Annotated in this window: 10 protein-coding genes; 4 read left to right on the top strand and 6 right to left on the bottom strand. The window is 58.2% G+C overall.

Features of this window, described 5'->3' with window-relative positions; genetic code table 11:
- Positions 1 to 121 precede the first annotated feature (121 nt).
- A complete protein-coding gene (locus tag AC1ROI_RS00445) occupies positions 122 to 3,007 on the top strand; it encodes a sensor domain-containing phosphodiesterase (RefSeq protein WP_102593791.1) in 2,886 nt (961 codons plus the stop codon).
- A gap of 11 nt (positions 3,008 to 3,018) precedes the next feature.
- Here the strand turns inward: AC1ROI_RS00445 and AC1ROI_RS00450 are convergent, their stop codons facing one another.
- The 6 genes from AC1ROI_RS00450 to AC1ROI_RS00475 all read right to left on the bottom strand — a co-directional run bounded on the left by AC1ROI_RS00450 (position 3,019) and on the right by AC1ROI_RS00475 (position 12,552).
- A complete protein-coding gene (locus tag AC1ROI_RS00450; RefSeq protein WP_102593792.1) occupies positions 3,019 to 3,927 on the bottom strand; it encodes an amino acid ABC transporter substrate-binding protein in 909 nt (302 codons plus the stop codon).
- 47 nt (positions 3,928 to 3,974) lie between these two features.
- Positions 3,975 to 5,315, bottom strand: coding sequence for a putrescine-ornithine antiporter (gene potE, locus AC1ROI_RS00455; protein ID WP_010460119.1), 1,341 nt, complete (start codon positions 5,313 to 5,315; stop codon positions 3,975 to 3,977).
- Between the two features lie 114 nt (positions 5,316 to 5,429).
- Complete coding sequence (locus AC1ROI_RS00460; protein WP_077748409.1) at positions 5,430 to 6,863, bottom strand: efflux transporter outer membrane subunit; 1,434 nt, start codon at positions 6,861 to 6,863, stop codon at positions 5,430 to 5,432.
- Between the two features lies 1 nt (position 6,864).
- Positions 6,865 to 10,074, bottom strand: coding sequence for an efflux RND transporter permease subunit (locus tag AC1ROI_RS00465; protein WP_010460123.1), 3,210 nt, complete (start codon positions 10,072 to 10,074; stop codon positions 6,865 to 6,867).
- Positions 10,071 to 11,285 carry an efflux RND transporter periplasmic adaptor subunit gene (locus tag AC1ROI_RS00470; protein WP_083376788.1) on the bottom strand — a complete coding sequence of 405 codons (1,215 nt, stop codon included), beginning with the start codon at positions 11,283 to 11,285 and terminating at the stop codon, positions 10,071 to 10,073. Before AC1ROI_RS00470 ends, AC1ROI_RS00465 begins: the two co-directional genes overlap by 4 nt.
- A 76-nt stretch (positions 11,286 to 11,361) precedes the next feature.
- Complete coding sequence (locus tag AC1ROI_RS00475; RefSeq protein ID WP_102593712.1) at positions 11,362 to 12,552, bottom strand: cation:proton antiporter; 1,191 nt, start codon at positions 12,550 to 12,552, stop codon at positions 11,362 to 11,364.
- Between the two features lie 469 nt (positions 12,553 to 13,021).
- Here AC1ROI_RS00475 and AC1ROI_RS00480 point away from each other — a divergent pair, with 469 nt between their 5' ends.
- The 3 genes from AC1ROI_RS00480 (at position 13,022) to hemN (ending at position 16,339) form a co-directional block, all read left to right on the top strand.
- Entirely contained in the window at positions 13,022 to 13,465 is a 444-nt protein-coding gene (locus AC1ROI_RS00480) for a CopD family copper resistance protein (RefSeq protein WP_077748412.1), read from the top strand.
- Positions 13,466 to 13,581: 116 nt separating this feature from the next.
- A complete protein-coding gene (locus tag AC1ROI_RS00485) occupies positions 13,582 to 14,928 on the top strand; it encodes an oxygen-independent coproporphyrinogen III oxidase (protein WP_102593711.1) in 1,347 nt (448 codons plus the stop codon).
- Positions 14,929 to 14,950: 22 nt separating this feature from the next.
- The gene (hemN, locus tag AC1ROI_RS00490; RefSeq protein WP_077748414.1) at positions 14,951 to 16,339 is read left to right on the top strand and encodes an oxygen-independent coproporphyrinogen III oxidase; all 1,389 of its coding nucleotides are present in this window, start codon (positions 14,951 to 14,953) and stop codon (positions 16,337 to 16,339) included.
- Positions 16,340 to 16,411: the final 72 nt, after the last annotated feature.

Consider the following 16,411-nt stretch of genomic DNA (forward strand, 5'->3'; position numbering starts at 1 on the left):
TGGGTACTAAAGCGAATAAAACTATTGATAAAAAGGTACATAAGCTTTAAACGGGAAGAACACTGGCGTATTGCTAGCAACTAAAAAGTGGATATCGCCAGTTTTGGCACAGGGAGCGCTGATGAGTTTTTGTCCATTGTCCGACTCCCCGCAGCAATCCGTTGTCGCCACGCTACCGAAGAGTCGGCCAGGTGCTGTCGGCACAGCCTGCAAGGGCCATGAAGAAACGGTTGAACAATTGCTGACCTCGGCTCGCCACTGGTCTCACACCACCGCATGGGGGGTGTACCGTGCCGGCGAACACATGCATCTGGTCGGGCAGGGCGACCCGCAGGCGAAGTGGCCGTCCAGTGTGGCGAGTGAAGAATTTGAGACCTTTTGCCAGGCCCGGCACTTGCACCGATGGCCGACCGGTCGAGGTGAAAGTGTATTGGGATGGCTGCTCGCGCCCATCAAGGATGCTGCGGAGCCGGCGCTCGCCGAATTTGCCCAGCGCCTGGGCATGCAGGTACAGACCGATACCCTTGCCCGAGCGCAAATTACTCAACGGGTGCTGTATGAAATTACCTACCTCGCGAGTTCGACCCGCGACCGGTTTGTATTTCTGGTGGGGGTTCACCGGCTACTCGCCAGCCTGATCGACGCCGAGAACTTCTATCTCGCACTGTATGACCCGCACACCGGCAAGATTGACTATCCGTATTACGTCGACATCATCGACGTTGATGCCGTGGAGGCCGAACACTACGAGTACCTTGATGTTTCACACCTGTCGTTGACCGGCCAGGTGTTGACCACCGGCCAACCGTTGCTGATCGACGCCGCCGGCATTCGCGCAGCTCAGGCCGAGGGCCGCTTCTACTGCGTGGGGGATCGTCCCGAGTTCTGGATGGGCGCGCCGTTGAAAAATGCCTCGGATGACGTGTTTGGCATGCTGGCCATGCAGGTCTACGACGTTTCCCGTACCTACAGCGCTGAAGACCGCGCATTGTTTCTGGTGGTGGTCCGCCACGTGGCCATGGCGCTGGACCGGATCCTGCACCGCGAGAATCTCGAAGGGATCGTCATGCGTCGCACCCTGGAGCTTTCGGCACTCAACGACGCCTTGAGGCAGGAAGTGGCAGAACGTGAGCGCGCCGAACATTTGCAGAGCGCGCTGTTCCAGATTGCTGAACTGTCAAGCCAGCCTGGCGATATGGCTGAACTGTTTCAAACATTGCATGGCATCGTCGGTGATCTGCTGTTCGCGCAGAACTTCTACATCGCACTGTTCGACGACACGACCACTGAAGTGACTTTTCCGTATTACGTTGATGATCGGCAGACAACTTGTCCGTCGGCACGGCGTGGACGCCGGGGCCTGACTGAGTACGTTATTCGTCAGCGTCGTCCTTGCTTGATTGACGCCGACGAGGCTGAACGATTGCATGTGCATGGTGAAATCGAAATTGCCGAAGAGTGTTACCGGTCCTACTCCTGGCTGGGCATTCCCTTGTTCGATGGCGATGTGGTGCGTGGTGTACTGGCGGTACAAAGCTATACCTCGCAAGTGCGGTATACCCTGCGTGATCAGGAACTGCTGACGTTTGTGTCGCGGCACATCGACACCGCGTTGTCGCGACGCACGGCCGCCGAAGCCATCCATTCCGCCAACCTCAAGCTCGAAGCCCGGGTGCAGAGCCGCACCCGAGAACTCGATCACGCCAATGCCAAGCTGCAACACGAAAACTCCCACGATGCGCTGACCGGGCTGCCGAACCGAACCTACCTGCAACAGCACCTCAATCAGGCCTGGTTGCGATTCGGCAGCGAAGGCGGGCACCTGGCGGTGATGTTCATCGACCTTGATCGTTTCAAAATGGTCAACGACAGCCTCGGCCACCATTTTGGCGATCTGCTGTTGAGGCAAGCCGCCCACCGTTTGCGCAGCTGCCTGCGTGACACCGACATGCTCGCGAGACTGGGGGGCGATGAATTTTCGGTGCTCGCTCCCGACGCGCCGCTGGACGTGGTGATCGAAATCGCCGAACGGATCCTGGTGGCGTTTGACCTGCCGTTTTTTATCAATGGCCATGAGGTTTTTTCATCCTGCAGTATCGGTATTGTCAGCGCCGACAATCAGTTCCATCACGAACCGGCCGACTTGCTGCGCGATGCCGATGCGGCGATGTACCGGGTCAAGAGTGCCGGTCGCGACAGCTACGCGGTGTTCAATCAGGAAGTGCGCCGAGAAGTCTCGGACCAGATGGAGCGCGAAGGGGCCTTGCGCAATGCGCTGAAGCGCACCGACGAACTGCTGCCGTATTTCCAGCCGATTGTCAGCGTTGAAACGGGTGAACTCCTGGCCCTTGAAGCGCTGATCCGCTGGCATCAGCCGGGCGGCCGAGTGATCGCACCAGGGGAGTTTTTGCCGAACGTCGAAGGGTTGCGCCTGATCGGTCGACTGGACCTGTACATGCTCACCAGCGTCGCAGTAATCCTCGCACTCCCTCAACACGCCAATTGGCCGCCGGTGCACGTGAATTGCTCCAGCTACAGCATGACGCGCCCGGACTTTGCCAGTGATGTGCTTGCCCTGTTGGCGCAGCACCGGGTCGCGCCGTCGCGGATCTGCCTGGAGTTGACCGAAGGTGCCCTGGTGGCCGAGCCGGCTATTGCCCGGCAGAACATGCAGCAATTGGCCGACAATGGCATGTCGGTGGTGCTCGATGACTTCGGTGCAGGATTTTCATCCCTGAGCTACGTGCATCAATACCGTTTCAGCGGCTTGAAGATCGACAAGTCTTTCATCCTTGAACTGACCACCAGCGCCCGCAGTCGCGCGATCGTGCGGGCAATTGTGCGGATGGCCGAATCGCTGGACCTGAGCGTGGTGGCCGAAGGTGTCGAGGATGAAGCGACGCTGATCTTGCTGCGCGAAATTGGGGCAGGGCAGGCTCAGGGCTATTATTTTGCCAAGCCCATGGGGTTGCAGGCGTTGCTGGATACGTTACTTGTCGCTCGCTAAAACGGGGTGTGTTATTGCGGCAATGCATAGACCTTGAACAGCTTTTTGGCCGTGTCGTCGGCGCCACCCAGGTATTTGTCGAATGCCTGCTCAATCTCGCCCGAGCGGTACATGTCACTTAGCGCGGTATCGACCAGCAAACGGAAGTCTTCATCGTTTCGATCCACTGCCATTGCAGTCGGTGCGTACTCGAAAATTCGGTCGAGCAAAACCAGATTGCTTGCAGACTTATCCGTGGCGAGAAGATTTTTCAGCACCATGCGTTCAGCGAAGAAGGCATCGGCCTTGCCTTCGGCGACCTGCTTGAGGCCTGCCGCGGTATTTTCGACAGTGACAAGCGTGGCCACGACCCCGAGTAATCGCATCCGCTCACGGATCCATGTCTCGGTGACTCCGCCTGCAATGGCGGCATAGGTCTGGTTGGATAACCCATGGTTGATCGTCGCTCGCCACGTTGGTCCGGTGTTAGCCACCTTGCCAGCAAGCGCATTGAGCAACGGCTGCGGCGCATCCTGACGCACCACTACCGAGAGGCCAGCCGTGTAGACCGGTACTGAGTAGCTCACCCTCTTGCGCCGCTCCAGAGTGGGGGCGGTCGGTGTACAGAGAATGTCGATTTTCCCCGAGCTGACGGCATTTATCTCGTCGGTGGGTGAGACCGACAGGTAGCGTATTTGCAAACCAGGCAAAGCCAATTCGGTCTTGACCTTGTCGGCGATCTTCAGGCACAGATCGATCGCATAACCGCTCGGTATATCGCTTGCCTGGACGCTAAAAGGGGGGAAGTTCGGCAAGTAGCCGAGGGTGAAGGATTGAGTCGTCCGCACGCGCTCAAGCGTATCGGCACCCGCCAATACCGGCATCAGCGTGAGCAGGCAGACGAGCAGCAGGTTGTTGGCTTTGGACAATTTAACGTTCATATCCTGGTTCCCCGAATTCAGATGGCTGGCAGTCCTGAAGACGACGGTCAAGGGATGTTGGCCTGAGTCTGAGGCGGTGCAGATGGCTCGACAAACCGTTTGGAGAGGAAGCCGTAAAGCAGGTAGCCGAACGCCAGGACAAGGGCGCCGCCGAACACGGCTTCTTTGCCGCAGGCATACAAAGCGTACAAGGAGTAAGCCACGGCAATCAGTAACAGCGCCGTATTGCGGGTGTATACGCCTGCGCTGACTTTGGCTTTGTACATCATGACCAGCAGGCCGGTGGCCGCCGTCACATAGGGGATCAGGTTGGTCACTGCCGCCAGGCTGACGAGTTTTGCAAACTGAGCGCTGGCGTTGGGCGATATGGTCGACAGCGCCATCAAGGTCTGCAACACACCGCAGACAAGCATGCCGACAATGGGCGCGTTCAGCGCACTGACCTTGCTGAACAGTTTGGGAAACATGCCCTGGTCAGCCGTCATCTTGGCCGTTTGCGCCAGGGTGAACTGCCAACCCAGCAGCGAACCGACACAAGCCAATACTGCCAGCGCCATGATGATATTGCCGACTGTCGGGTTGAACATGTGTGCATAGACGAGCGCGAAAGGGGCCGATGAGTTGGCCAGTTCGGCATTGGGTATGATGCCCTGAATAACGGACGTCGACAGCACGTAAACCACTGCTGCACCGAGCGTGCCGAACAGGCAAGCCAGCGGCACCGTGCGCTTGGGATCGTCCACGGCATCGGAAGCCTGAGCCGCCGACTCCATGCCGAGGAAGGCCCACAGCGTCAGGGGGATCGCTTTGCTGATGGCTTCGGAGATGGGCAGTTCGTTGGGGTTCCATGCGGCAGCCAGCACGTCAGGCTTGAACCAGAACCAACCGATGATGCACAAGCCGGCCACCGGGATGATGACACCCCACACGGTGATCGCACCGATCTTGCCGGTGATGCCGGGGCCGCCAAAGTTGGCCACGGTGGTCAACCAGAGCAAGCCGACCGTTCCGATGAACAATGGAATGGCGCCACTTCCCAGCCACGGCAGGAACGATGTCATGTACCCCACCGCGGAGATGGCAACGGCCACGTTGGCGATGGCCAGCGAAAGGAAGTACAGGTACGAGCAGAGGAAAAACCCTGATTTGGCGTGTGCCTCTTCGGTGTAGGCAGACAACCCTCCTGGACGCGGGCAGAAAATACCGCACTGGGAAAAGCAGTAGGCGATGGACATTGAGCCAATGGCCGTGACGATCCATGACAACAATGAAACGGCCCCGAGTTGCGCCATGCTTGTCGGCAACATGATGATGCCTGAGCCCATCATGTTCACCGTGACCAGTGTGGTGAGCCCCATGAGGCTCATTTTCTTGCTTGAGTCGGCCATCGGAAACTCCTGGATCTGCTCGACGCATTGACCCTGTGCCCGACGCTTGGATACTTGTCGTCGGGCAAGGGCTTAACCTTGGTGTTTTTTTTGACCCCATCTGCCTAGCGCTAATCAGGGTGGCTTTTCGCTGGCAGTGACAGTCAGCTTGTCCGCTTCGGTAACCCAGCCTCCGCCAGTGGCCTTGTAAACATCGACCATGGCGCTGAACACCGAACCCCGGGTCCGGGTGTAATTCAACTCGGCGTCGAACAAGCTGCGTTCGGCATCCAGTACTTCTATGTAGCTGGTGTACCCGTTGTCGTAGCGCAGGCGCGCAAACCGGGTGTAAGTGCGCAACGCCTCGACCTGATTGGCCTGGGACATCATCTGCTCGCGGGATTTGCTCGCCGCCACCAGTGCGTTTTCAACATCCCTGAAAGCCGACTGAATGGTCTTTTGGTAGGCCAGCAAGGTTTGTTGCTGGAACGCCTCGGCTTGCTGGACTTCACCGGCGATGCCACCCGCGGTGAAAATCGGCATGCTCGCGGCGACACCATAGGACCAGGTGGCGGCGGGCCCGGTGAACAAATTTGAGAGTTGATCACTCACTGAGCCCAGTAGCCCGGTCAGGGAGATCGTCGGGAAATACAGCGCCTTGGCGGCACCGATGCGGGCATTGGCGGAAATCAGATCCAGCTCGGCCTGACGCAGGTCGGGGCGTCGTTCCAATAAGTCCGAAGGCAAGCCGGCAGGCACCAACGGTAGCGTCAGTTGGGCCAGGTCACGTCCGCGCAGGATTGGGCCCGGGTTGCGTCCCAACAGCACGGCCAGGTTGTTTTCCTGCTGTGCAACCTGGGACTCGAATTGCGATACAGAGGCCTGGGTGCGCTGGAACTCGGAGAGGTTTTGCGCCAGTTCCATTTCGGAAATGGTGCCGGCACCAAAGCGCAGTTTGAAAATTTCGTAGGAGTCGCCGCGGGCCTTGGCAGTGGTGCGGGCGATTTCCAGTTCGCGGTCGAGATCGCGAAGCAGGATGTAGCTGGATGCCACCGACGACACCAGGCTCAGAATGACCGTGCGCCGACCTTCTTCAGAGGCCAGCAGGTCAGCACGTGCGGATTCATTGAGGCGCCGCAAACGACCCCAGATATCCAGCTCCCAGCTGACACTGAGGGTGGCCTGGTAGTTGTTGTAAATCGGATCGACGTTGGCATCCAAAGGCACCGGACCGTTGTCGCGTGGCGCCCTGGACCGACTGCCTTGCGCACCGGCGCCGATTTGCGGAAACATCTGCGAGCGCACCACTCCGTAACGGCCCTGGAATTCCTCGACCCGGGCGGCGGCAATCTTGATGTCTTTGTTTTCCGCCAGCGCCGTGCGAATCAGGTCATTGAGCGCCGGATCCTTGAACTGTTCCCACCACAGCGTATTGGACAGGTCATGGGCTTCCTGGTCTGCATAACGGTAGGTTGCCGGGGTGTCCGTGGTCGGACGTTGGTAGTCCGGGCCGAGCATGCAGCCCGTCAGGCCCAGGCACACCACGAGGGGAAGATGAAAGGTGCGCATCTCAATCCCCCTCATGTCGGTGTTGCGCAGCGCCGCCGGGAATCTCTCCGGTCGACGTAGACGGCGGTGGTTGAGTGGTCTGCTTGACCGTGCCTTTTTTCTCGGTCAACCGTTCGACCAGGTAGTAAAACAGCGGGATAAAGAAGATTGCGATGACTGTCGCCGCCAGCATCCCGCCAATGACCCCGGTGCCGATGGAGTGGCGACTGTTTTCGGATGCACCGACGGCAATGGCCAGCGGGACGCAGCCAAGAATAAACGCCAGGGATGTCATCACAATCGGGCGCAAGCGCTCCTTGGCGGCGGTCATGGCGGCATCGTAGGCAGACATGCCGCTTTCGCGGTTCAGTACCGCAAACTCGAAAATCAGGATGGCGTTCTTGGCGGCCAGGGCCACCAGCATGGTCAAGCCGATCTGGAAATAAACGTCATTGCTCAACCCTCGGATCAGCACCGCCAGCAGCGCACCGAACAATGCAAAGGGCACCGCCAGCAGCACCCCGACAGGCAGTGACCATTTCTCGTATTGAGCCGCCAGGATCAGGAACACCATGATCAGGCCGAAGATGAACACCCGGGACGAGGCACCGCCGCTTTTTTTCTCCTCGAAGGCTTCACCACTCAAGGCCAGGGCGTAGTCGTTGGTCATGATTTCAGCGCTTATTTCTTCCAGCGCCTTGAGTGCCTGGCCGGAGCTGTAACCGGGGGCTGCGTTGGCGGTGAGTTTGACTGCGGGGAAGTTATTGAAACGGGTCAGCAGGTCGGGACCGGTGACGTAGCGGGTGGTCAGCACGGCTTTGAGCGGCACCATCTCCTGGTTTTTGTTGCGCACGTAGATCTGTTGCAGGTCCTCGGCCTTGAGGCGATAGCTTGGTTCTGCCTGCAGGATCACCTGCCACAGCCGGCTGAATTTGTTGAATTGCGACACATAGAGCGAGCCGAACATGGTTTGCATGGTGCTATAGACTTCTTCCACCGGCACACCCAGCGACTCTGCCTTTTCCCGGTCTACGTCGACCAGCAACTGCCGGGAAAACACGTTGAAGGTGGAGGTGATGGCGCCGAGTTCGGGGCGCTGCCTGGCTTTGGCGACAAACGTGCCGACCATTTCTGCCAGTTGATTGACGCCGGCGTCCCCCTTGCTCTGAATCCATACCTCCATGCCGCCGGTGGTGCCAAGGCCGGGAATGGACGGCGGATTCACCGGCAGAATGATCCCGCCTTGAACGTTGGCAAAAGCATGGACTGCTTTCTGGATGACGGCGGGGGCGCTTTGTTCCTTGATTGTGTCCGAGTCCTTGTAGCGCTCCTCGAAATCCTTGAACCCGACAAAAAAGGCGCCGGCATTGTTCTTGTTCTGGCCGTCGAGCAGGCTGTAACCATTAACGATGGCAACGCCCTCGACGGCCTCGTCGTTCATGAAGAAGTCACTGGCTACTTTGCCCACCTCGCCGGTGCGATCGAGACTGGCGGCATCGGGCATGATCACGGCCCCCAGCAGATACCCCTGATCTTCCGGCGGCAAAAAGGCGCTGGGAATGCGCTGCGCCATGAGCAGAATCAACGCGATCATGCCGGCGAACAGTAACAACGCCATCACGAAGCGCTTGATCATGAAGGCCACCGAGCGCGAGTAGCCCTCGGTCATGCGTTCGAAGCTGTGCTCGAACCAGCGGAAAAAAGCATTTTTTTCGCCGTGTTGGGGTTTGAGCAGCAGGGCCGCCAAGGCAGGCGAAAGAGTCAATGCCACCAGACCGGATATCACCACAGAGATGGCGATGGTGATCGCGAACTGTTTGTAGAGCTGGCCTGTGATCCCGCCCATGAAGGCCACCGGGATGAACACCGCGCACAGCACCAGCACGATGGCCACCACCGGGCCTGCCACTTCATCCATGGCTTTTTTTGCGGCGTCCTTGGGCGTCATCTTGTGGACGTGCATGTTGCGTTCGACGTTCTCGATCACCACGATGGCGTCGTCGACCACGATACCGATGGCCAAGACCATCCCGAACAGCGTCAGCATGTTCACTGAAAAGCCCAATGCCGACATCCCGATGAAGGTGCCGACGATCGACACCGGCACCGCAAGCACCGGGATCAGGGTGGCACGCAGGCTCTGCAGAAAGATGAACACCACGATGACCACCAACACCAGCGCTTCGAAAAAGGTGTATATCACCTCGGAAATCGAGGCGCGGGTAAACGCGGTGGTATCCATTACGATCTTGTATTCGATGCCCTCGGGGAAGGTCGTCTTCATGTCTGCCAGGGTTTTGGTAACCGCAGCAGACACGTCGAGGGCGTTGGCGCCCGGTTGTTGATACACCGCAATCAGCGTTGCCGGACGGCCCTGATAGGTGCTGCGCAGCGAGTAGTCTTTTTGTCCGAGTTCGGCACGGCCGATGTCCTTGAGACGAACGATTGCCGCCCCTTCGTTGCTGGCGCGCAGAATGATGTTCTCGAACTCTACCGGCTCGGTCAGACGTCCCTTGGTGGTCACGGCAAACGACTGCTCTACCGCCTGGCCGGTGGGCGACTGGCCAACGCGACCGACAGCAAATTGCTGGTTCTGATTGGACACGGCTTTTTGCACGTCTGCCGCAGTGATGCCCAACTGGGCCATCCGGTCGGGCTTGAGCCAGATCCGCATGGCGTAGTCGGGTGTGCCGAAAATACTGGCCTGGTTGGCGCCCGGAATACGCTTGATCGCATCCAGAATGTAGAGGTTGGCGTAGTTGGCCACATAGGTGCTGTCAAAACGATCACCTGCGGAGTACACGGCGAGGACCATCATGAAGGCCGATGATTTCTTCTGCACCTGAATACCCTGGCTCTGAACCGCGGAGGGCAGTTGCGGCAGGGCCAGGTTGACCCGGTTCTGCACGTCTACCTGGGCAAGGGAAGGGTCGGTGCCAATCTCGAAGAACACATTGAGGGTCATGTTGCCGGTCGCTGAGCTCGACGAGTTCATGTAGATCATGTTGTCGGCGCCGTTGACCTGCTGCTCGATAGGCGCTGCCACATTATTGGCCACGACCTGGGCATCCGCGCCCGGGTAGGTGGCTGACACCGTAATCTGCGGCGGTGTGATATCCGGGTACTGGGCGACCGGCAAACTGACCATCGCCACTGCACCGGCCAAGGTGATGATGATCGAGATAACGGAAGCAAAAATGGGACGATCAATGCAATAGTGAGAGATGCTCATGGGCGACGCCCACTGTCTTGCACCGACGCGGTGGCTGTCGGTTTTGCCGTCGTCTCGGTTGCCGGGGGAGGGGGGGCGATGATATTCAGCGGCCCTCCGGGGGTCACTCTGATCGCACCATCGACCACGATGCGTTCACCGGCTTGCAATCCTTGGGTGATAAACCAGTCATTGCCATGCCAGTCACCCACTTCGACCACCCGTTGCTCGGGCTTGCCCTGTGCATTGATCACCCAGACGAAACGGCTTTTGGCTCCCTCCAGAACGGCCTTCTGCGGCACCGTAATGGCGTTCGGCCTGGAAGCCCCGATGGCCCGCACCCGCACGAACTGTCCGGGTCTAAGTAGGCCTGTCGGGTTGGCAACCACCGCCCGGACCAGAAAGGTCCCGGTATCCTGGCTATAAGAAGGCGCTGCAAAATTCAGGCGGCCACGCTCGGGGACAACGGTGCCGTCGGCCAGCACGACCTCTACGACGAACTCACTGCGCAGGGGGAAAATGAGGTGACCGGAAGCAATCTCGTCGCGGAACTTGAGCGTCTCGTTTTCCGAAAGACTGAAGTTGACGTAGATAGGGTCCATCTGTGAAACGGTGGTCAGCAGCCCGGATTCACCCGGCGTGACGTAACTGCCTTCCTGCTTTTTGGCAAAACTTGAAAGGCCGGTGAGGGGCGAGGCTATGGTGGTGTAACTGAGGTTCAACTGTTCGGTTCGAACCGTGCCCTCGGCGGCAAGCACGGCAGCCCGTGTCTGACGCTCATCACCGACAGCATTGTCCAGATCCATCTTGCTGACCGCATTCTGCGCCGCCAAGGGACGGACACGGGCCAGCGTAGCCTTGGCGACTTCCCAGCGTGCCTGTTGTTGAGCCAATTGGCCCTGAGCCGACAGCAATGACGCTTCAAAAGGTTTACGGTCCATCTGGAACAGCGTTTGCCCGGTTTTTACCAAATCGCCTTCGGTGTACAGCCGCTTCTCCAGGAAGCCGGCAACCCGGGCGCGGATCTCAACCTCGCGGGAACTTTGTGTCTGGGCAACGAATTCGAATGTTACCGGGGTGTCGCGGGCGGTGACCGTCATGACCGTCACATCGGGGGCTTGGCGAGCCAGGGTCACGGGCTCTTTGCCGCAACCGACCAGGCTCAAGACCCCGACCATAATGGCAACAGGCAAGCCGACGAGCTGCCTGACAACAATCATGTTTGCGCCCATTCTCACGCTCCCTAAACGCTTAGCCACGCTTTCGTAAAACGCTAACACCCGCAGACCGTGGCATTTCTGACAATAATCAATGAATACGACCGGCCAGCCGCGAGACCCATGGATTGGCGCTCAAGCCGTGCAGCAGCACGCTGAGTAAAACGGTACAGGCAGCGACAGATACCAAGGTGCGACTGGTTTCTAGAGGGTAGTCCAATATCATGACGGCGAAGACGATGCTGGCCAGGCCGCGTGGGCCGAACCAGCCGATGAACAGGCGGGTTTCGAAATCAAAGCCGGTTCCTGTCAGGCTGATCAGCACGGGCACTATGCGAATCACGGTCAGACTAAGCACTGCATACAGGCAGATGTTCAGGGTGAGATTGTTCCAGGCCCAAGGGATCACAATTGCGCCGAATACGACCCACGTGATGACCGACAGCAGGCTGGCGAATTCTTCACTGGCTTCGAGCAGATGATGCTTTTGTTCGGTAAACAAAAAGCTGGCGAGCAACCCACCGACGAACGCGCCGATAAAACCGCTACCGCCCAATGTTTGCGCGGTGGCAAAGCACAAAATGGCGAGCCCCGGCAGTGTCAGTTGCGACCACATGGGGGCTTGCCAATGGTGTTTTGCGGCGTAACGCTGCAACAGCCAGGCAATGAGCGTAAGCGCCACACCACTGATTGCACCGATGCCCAGCTCCTCGATAACCAACTCTACCGCGAGTGAAAGCGGCGACTGCGTCTGCTCTTCGACCAGCAGTGCAAGGAACATCAGCAGCACTGGAACACAGATCCCGTCATTCAGCCCGCTTTCTACGTTCAGTCCTTCACGCACGGGGGCGGGCACCTTGGGATTACTCACCACCGCCTTCCCCAGCGCAGCGTCGGTGGGCGCCAGAAGGGTCGCCAGTATGGCCAGTTCCAATGGCGGTATTTGCGGGAACAGCCAGATACCGACCAGCCAGCCACTGAGCATGGTCAGTGGCAGACCTATCATCAATAAACGCAATGGCAACCCTTCGTGCGCCCTTAAAACCTTGAGGTCAGCGTTGGCCGCATCGCTAAAGAGAACAATGGCCAGTGTCAGCTCTGCCAGAATCCTGAGGCCGTCCTTGTCAATCCGGGGTTGCAGAATTCCCAGGAACGCAGGGCCAAGAATCAGGCCGGCAAGCATGAACATGAGTGGACCGTTGAGCAGGCGAGATTCGAAGCGCCCCGCAAATATGCTGTAGGTCAGGAGGAAGGCGGCAAGCAGAGCTAAGTTCTGATACATCGCAGACCTGCTTATCCAGGTTGATGTAAAGGCAATGGTGTCATTGCCAGGACGAGGCGCAGCTGAAATCAAAACATCAGGTTAGTCCACATGCTCGGGTTTGACCGGGTCGCCCGACTTCAAACCCAGCTGCGCCCTGACATCGTCGAGACTGGAGAAGCGATAACGCAGGATGAGTTCGTTCGTTGTCGATTCGTCTGATTTAAATCAAGGCAGGGCAACTCGGTACGTCCATTGAAACAAGTATTGCCTTGCCAGCTGACTCAGTGGTGACCCAGGTTTCAGTTTTTTCTCTCGACCAACGATAAGAACGGTCGCTCCTGCACGTTCGATACTGATGGAGTGCGGTGAGTGTGGGTTTTGTGGCTTTCTTGATCGATGTCAACCACATGGAGCGGACGGTTCTGTAGTCTCCAGAGATCGACATACCCGTGCGTAACGGGTTGCCTTGACTCAAGGCGACACCTCCATGATCTATCCGCTGATTCTGACGTTGCATCTGTTTGCCGCCCTGATCTTTATCGGCACGGTGTTCTTCGAAGTGCTGTTCCTTGAAAGCATCCGCAAACAGCTACCCACCAGGGTCATGTTGCTGGTGGAGGAAGGCATCGGCCGGCGAGCGCGCTCGCTGATGCCGTGGGTGTTGCTGGTATTGTTCGGTGCGGGGCTCGGCATGGTCTGGCTACGCTACCTGCCAGTCCTTGCCTCACCATTGGCTTCATCGTTAGGCACATTGCTTGCCTTGAAAGTCGCGGTGGCCGTGAGCGTACTGCTGCACTTCCTGGTGGCCATGTTTTTGTTCAAGCGTGGCCGAATGAGTCCGCGGTACCTGCAGTTCATCCACGGCAGCCTGTTTTGTCACATGATCGTTATCGTGCTGCTGGCCAAGGGAATGTTTTATCTGACCTGGTGATCGGCTTTGACGGGTAGTCTGTCCTTCCAAGACTTTGCTTGTGCTTGATGCAAATCAAGGCGTATTGATCGTTGAACCCCGACACTGATGATCCGCAGCCAGTGTCGGAGACCTTCATGCTCGATTTCTTTTACAACCCCGGCGAGCTGGTCGCCCGGTGCGATCAGGGCGTGCTCGACCCCAACTGTCATGCCGACACGCAAAAATTCCATGAGGGTATCGGATCACTGGATCTGCTTCGCGCGTTGCGCGTCAGCCGCCAGAAGCGACGTCCGCTGTCCCTGAACGTGCAGCTACCCTCCAGCCTCAAGCTTTCCTTTTGTTCCCCTCGTGACAGCGCCGACGAGCACCAGGTTATTGAGCAGTACCTCCAGCATCTGGAGCAGGAGATCGACCTCGTCGGTTGCCACCTGGATGCGCAGCAACGGGTGGAACAGTTTCATCTGGGCGGCGGAACACTCACCACTGCTCACATAGGGCGGCTGATGAGTCATCTGCGTAGCCGTTTCAACTTTCTCTTACATGATTGCGGCGACTACAGCGTCGAGGTGGACCTCTATCAAACCGATTGGGCGACCATGGGTGTGCTGCGCGACCACGGTTTCAACCATGTCAGTATCGGCGTTCCGGATTTCGACAGCGACTGTGAAAGGTCGGTGGCCTGTTACCAGAACCCGGCGCCGATCCAGTCGCTCATGGACGCGGCGCGGACCTTTGGTTTTCGATCCATCAACGTCGATCTGGGTTTTGGTCATGCCTGGCAGACGCCAGACAGTTTTGCGTTGAAGCTGGCGAGCATTATCAAGCTGGAGCCAGACCGGCTGATGGTGTTCGATTATGCCCGGCCACCACGGCGCTATCGTCCTGTGCCCGGTGACAAAGTCAGAGCGCCGTGCAGCCAGGTCGATAAAGGCGCGATGCGCCAAATCTGCTTTGATCAACTGCTTTGCGCGGGTTATCACTACATCGGTATGGGGCAGTTTGTCCGGCCCGATGATGATTTGGCCGTCGCCCAGGAGCGAGGCCGGTTGCGCCGTACCTGTGAGGGTTTCTCCCGTCACGGCTATTGCGATCATGTTGGATTCGGTCTGGGTGCCATTAGCCAGATCGACGATTTGTACACGCAAAACACCGACGAGATTGAACGCTATCAGCAGCAACTGGACATGCGGCAATTGCCGACGTGTCGAGGCTGGCGCTTCGAGGCGGGGGAGCAAATCAGGCAAATGGTCATGGAGCGACTGGCGTGTGATCTGGAATTGGATATACGCGCCATCGAAAGACGTTATGGGCTGGTTTTTTCCAGGTATTTCTCGTCGGTCTGGCCGTTGCTGGAGCAATTGAGTCGTGAGGGGTTGATTGAGTTGTCGGACCGCTTCATCAGCATTCTCCCTGCCGGTCGGCCGGAAGTGGATGCCATCTGCAACCTGTTTGAAAAGGATGTGGGCGGTGCGAGGTGTTAACCCATTTGCGAGTTGATTGATCATGAAGCCTTCCTTTGATTTCAATCGCGCCCTGGTCGAAAAGTATGACCGCCCGGGGCCGCGCTACACTTCTTACCCAACCGCGCCACAGTTCCATCAGGCCTTTGCCGTTGACGACTATCAGCGTGCCGCCCGCGAGAGCAACCAGGCGAGCGCGTCGAAACCGCTGTCGGTGTATATCCACATTCCGTTTTGCAAAAGTCTTTGTTACTACTGCGCCTGCAACAAAATCATTACCCAGAAAACCCATCGCGCCGTCGAGTACCTTCGGTACCTCAAGCTTGAGATTGCGATGCAGGCGGCCTTGTTCGATAGCACCCGTAAACTCACGCAATTGCACCTGGGCGGCGGCACGCCTACTTATTTAACCAGTGAACAGCTCGCGGACCTGATGGATTGCCTGCACCAGGCGTTCAACATGGATGACAGCGATGACCATGAGTTTTCCATCGAAGTCGACCCGCGCACCATCAGCACCGAGCAGATCCGGTCGCTGCGCCAGTTGGGCTTCAATCGCCTGAGCTTCGGTGTTCAGGATTTCGACCCCGACGTGCAGGCCGCGGTCAATCGCCAGCAAAGTGAAGAGCAGATTTATGCGCTGGTTGCTGCGGCACGCGAGGCGCAATTCAAGTCGATCAGCGTCGATCTGATCTATGGCCTGCCGTTGCAAACCGTGCAGAGTTTCGACGTCACCCTCGGCAAGATCATCGCGCTGCGTCCGGACCGGATTGCCGCCTACAGCTACGCGCATCTGCCGGAAATGGTTCGCGCACAACGGTTGATTCGTCCCGCCGACATGCCGCCGCCGGAGCGCAAGCTGGAATTGCTTGAACTGACCATCCGCCGTCTGACCGCGGCCGGTTACGTCTATATCGGCATGGATCATTTCGCCTTGCCGGACGACGAGCTGTCGCTGGCCCGCGCCAATGGCACCCTGCAGCGTAACTTTCAGGGCTACTCCACCCACGCCGACTGCGACTTGATCGGCCTCGGCGTGTCCTCGATCGGCAAGGTCGGCGACAGCTACAGCCAGAGCGTAAAGGAGCTGTCTCAGTACTACGCGCGTCTGGACCAAGGCCTGCTACCGGTGCATCGCGGTTACCGCTTGAGCGCAGACGACTTGCTGCGCCGCGAAGTGATCAGCGACCTGATGTGCCACGGCCGTATTACGTTTAACCGCTATGAAATGCGTCATGACATTCGCTTCATCGAGTACTTTGCCGATGCCTTGGCCCAACTGGAGGAACATGTTCGCGACGGACTGCTGCAGATCCACTGCGACGAACTGGTGCTGTTACCACAGGGGCACTTGATGATGCGCAGTGCCGCGATGGCGTTTGACGCCTATCTGGGTAGTGAGCAAAAAGGCCTGTTTTCACGCACGGTTTGAGTCATTGGCGCCTGTCCTCAAGGGCTAATTTCTCAAGTTGATTTCAATCAAGGGCAGGGGGCGCAACGCTCC

It is taken from the genome of Pseudomonas sp. GW823-FHT02C02, assembly GCF_058797635.1.

What these genes read in the sequence shown, in the direction of transcription:
- AC1ROI_RS00485 (WP_102593711.1), top strand. Translation starts at nt 13,582, where the DNA reads ATGCTCGATTTCTTTTACAACCCCGGCGAGCTGGTCGCCCGGTGCGAT.
- AC1ROI_RS00465 (WP_010460123.1), bottom strand. Translation starts at nt 10,074, where the DNA reads ATGAGCATCTCTCACTATTGCATTGATCGTCCCATTTTTGCTTCCGTT.
- AC1ROI_RS00450 (WP_102593792.1), bottom strand. Translation starts at nt 3,927, where the DNA reads ATGAACGTTAAATTGTCCAAAGCCAACAACCTGCTGCTCGTCTGCCTG.
- AC1ROI_RS00480 (WP_077748412.1), top strand. Translation starts at nt 13,022, where the DNA reads ATGATCTATCCGCTGATTCTGACGTTGCATCTGTTTGCCGCCCTGATC.
- AC1ROI_RS00460 (WP_077748409.1), bottom strand. Translation starts at nt 6,863, where the DNA reads ATGCGCACCTTTCATCTTCCCCTCGTGGTGTGCCTGGGCCTGACGGGC.
- AC1ROI_RS00475 (WP_102593712.1), bottom strand. Translation starts at nt 12,552, where the DNA reads ATGTATCAGAACTTAGCTCTGCTTGCCGCCTTCCTCCTGACCTACAGC.
- hemN (WP_077748414.1), top strand. Translation starts at nt 14,951, where the DNA reads ATGAAGCCTTCCTTTGATTTCAATCGCGCCCTGGTCGAAAAGTATGAC.
- AC1ROI_RS00445 (WP_102593791.1), top strand. Translation starts at nt 122, where the DNA reads ATGAGTTTTTGTCCATTGTCCGACTCCCCGCAGCAATCCGTTGTCGCC.
- AC1ROI_RS00470 (WP_083376788.1), bottom strand. Translation starts at nt 11,285, where the DNA reads ATGGGCGCAAACATGATTGTTGTCAGGCAGCTCGTCGGCTTGCCTGTT.
- potE (WP_010460119.1), bottom strand. Translation starts at nt 5,315, where the DNA reads ATGGCCGACTCAAGCAAGAAAATGAGCCTCATGGGGCTCACCACACTG.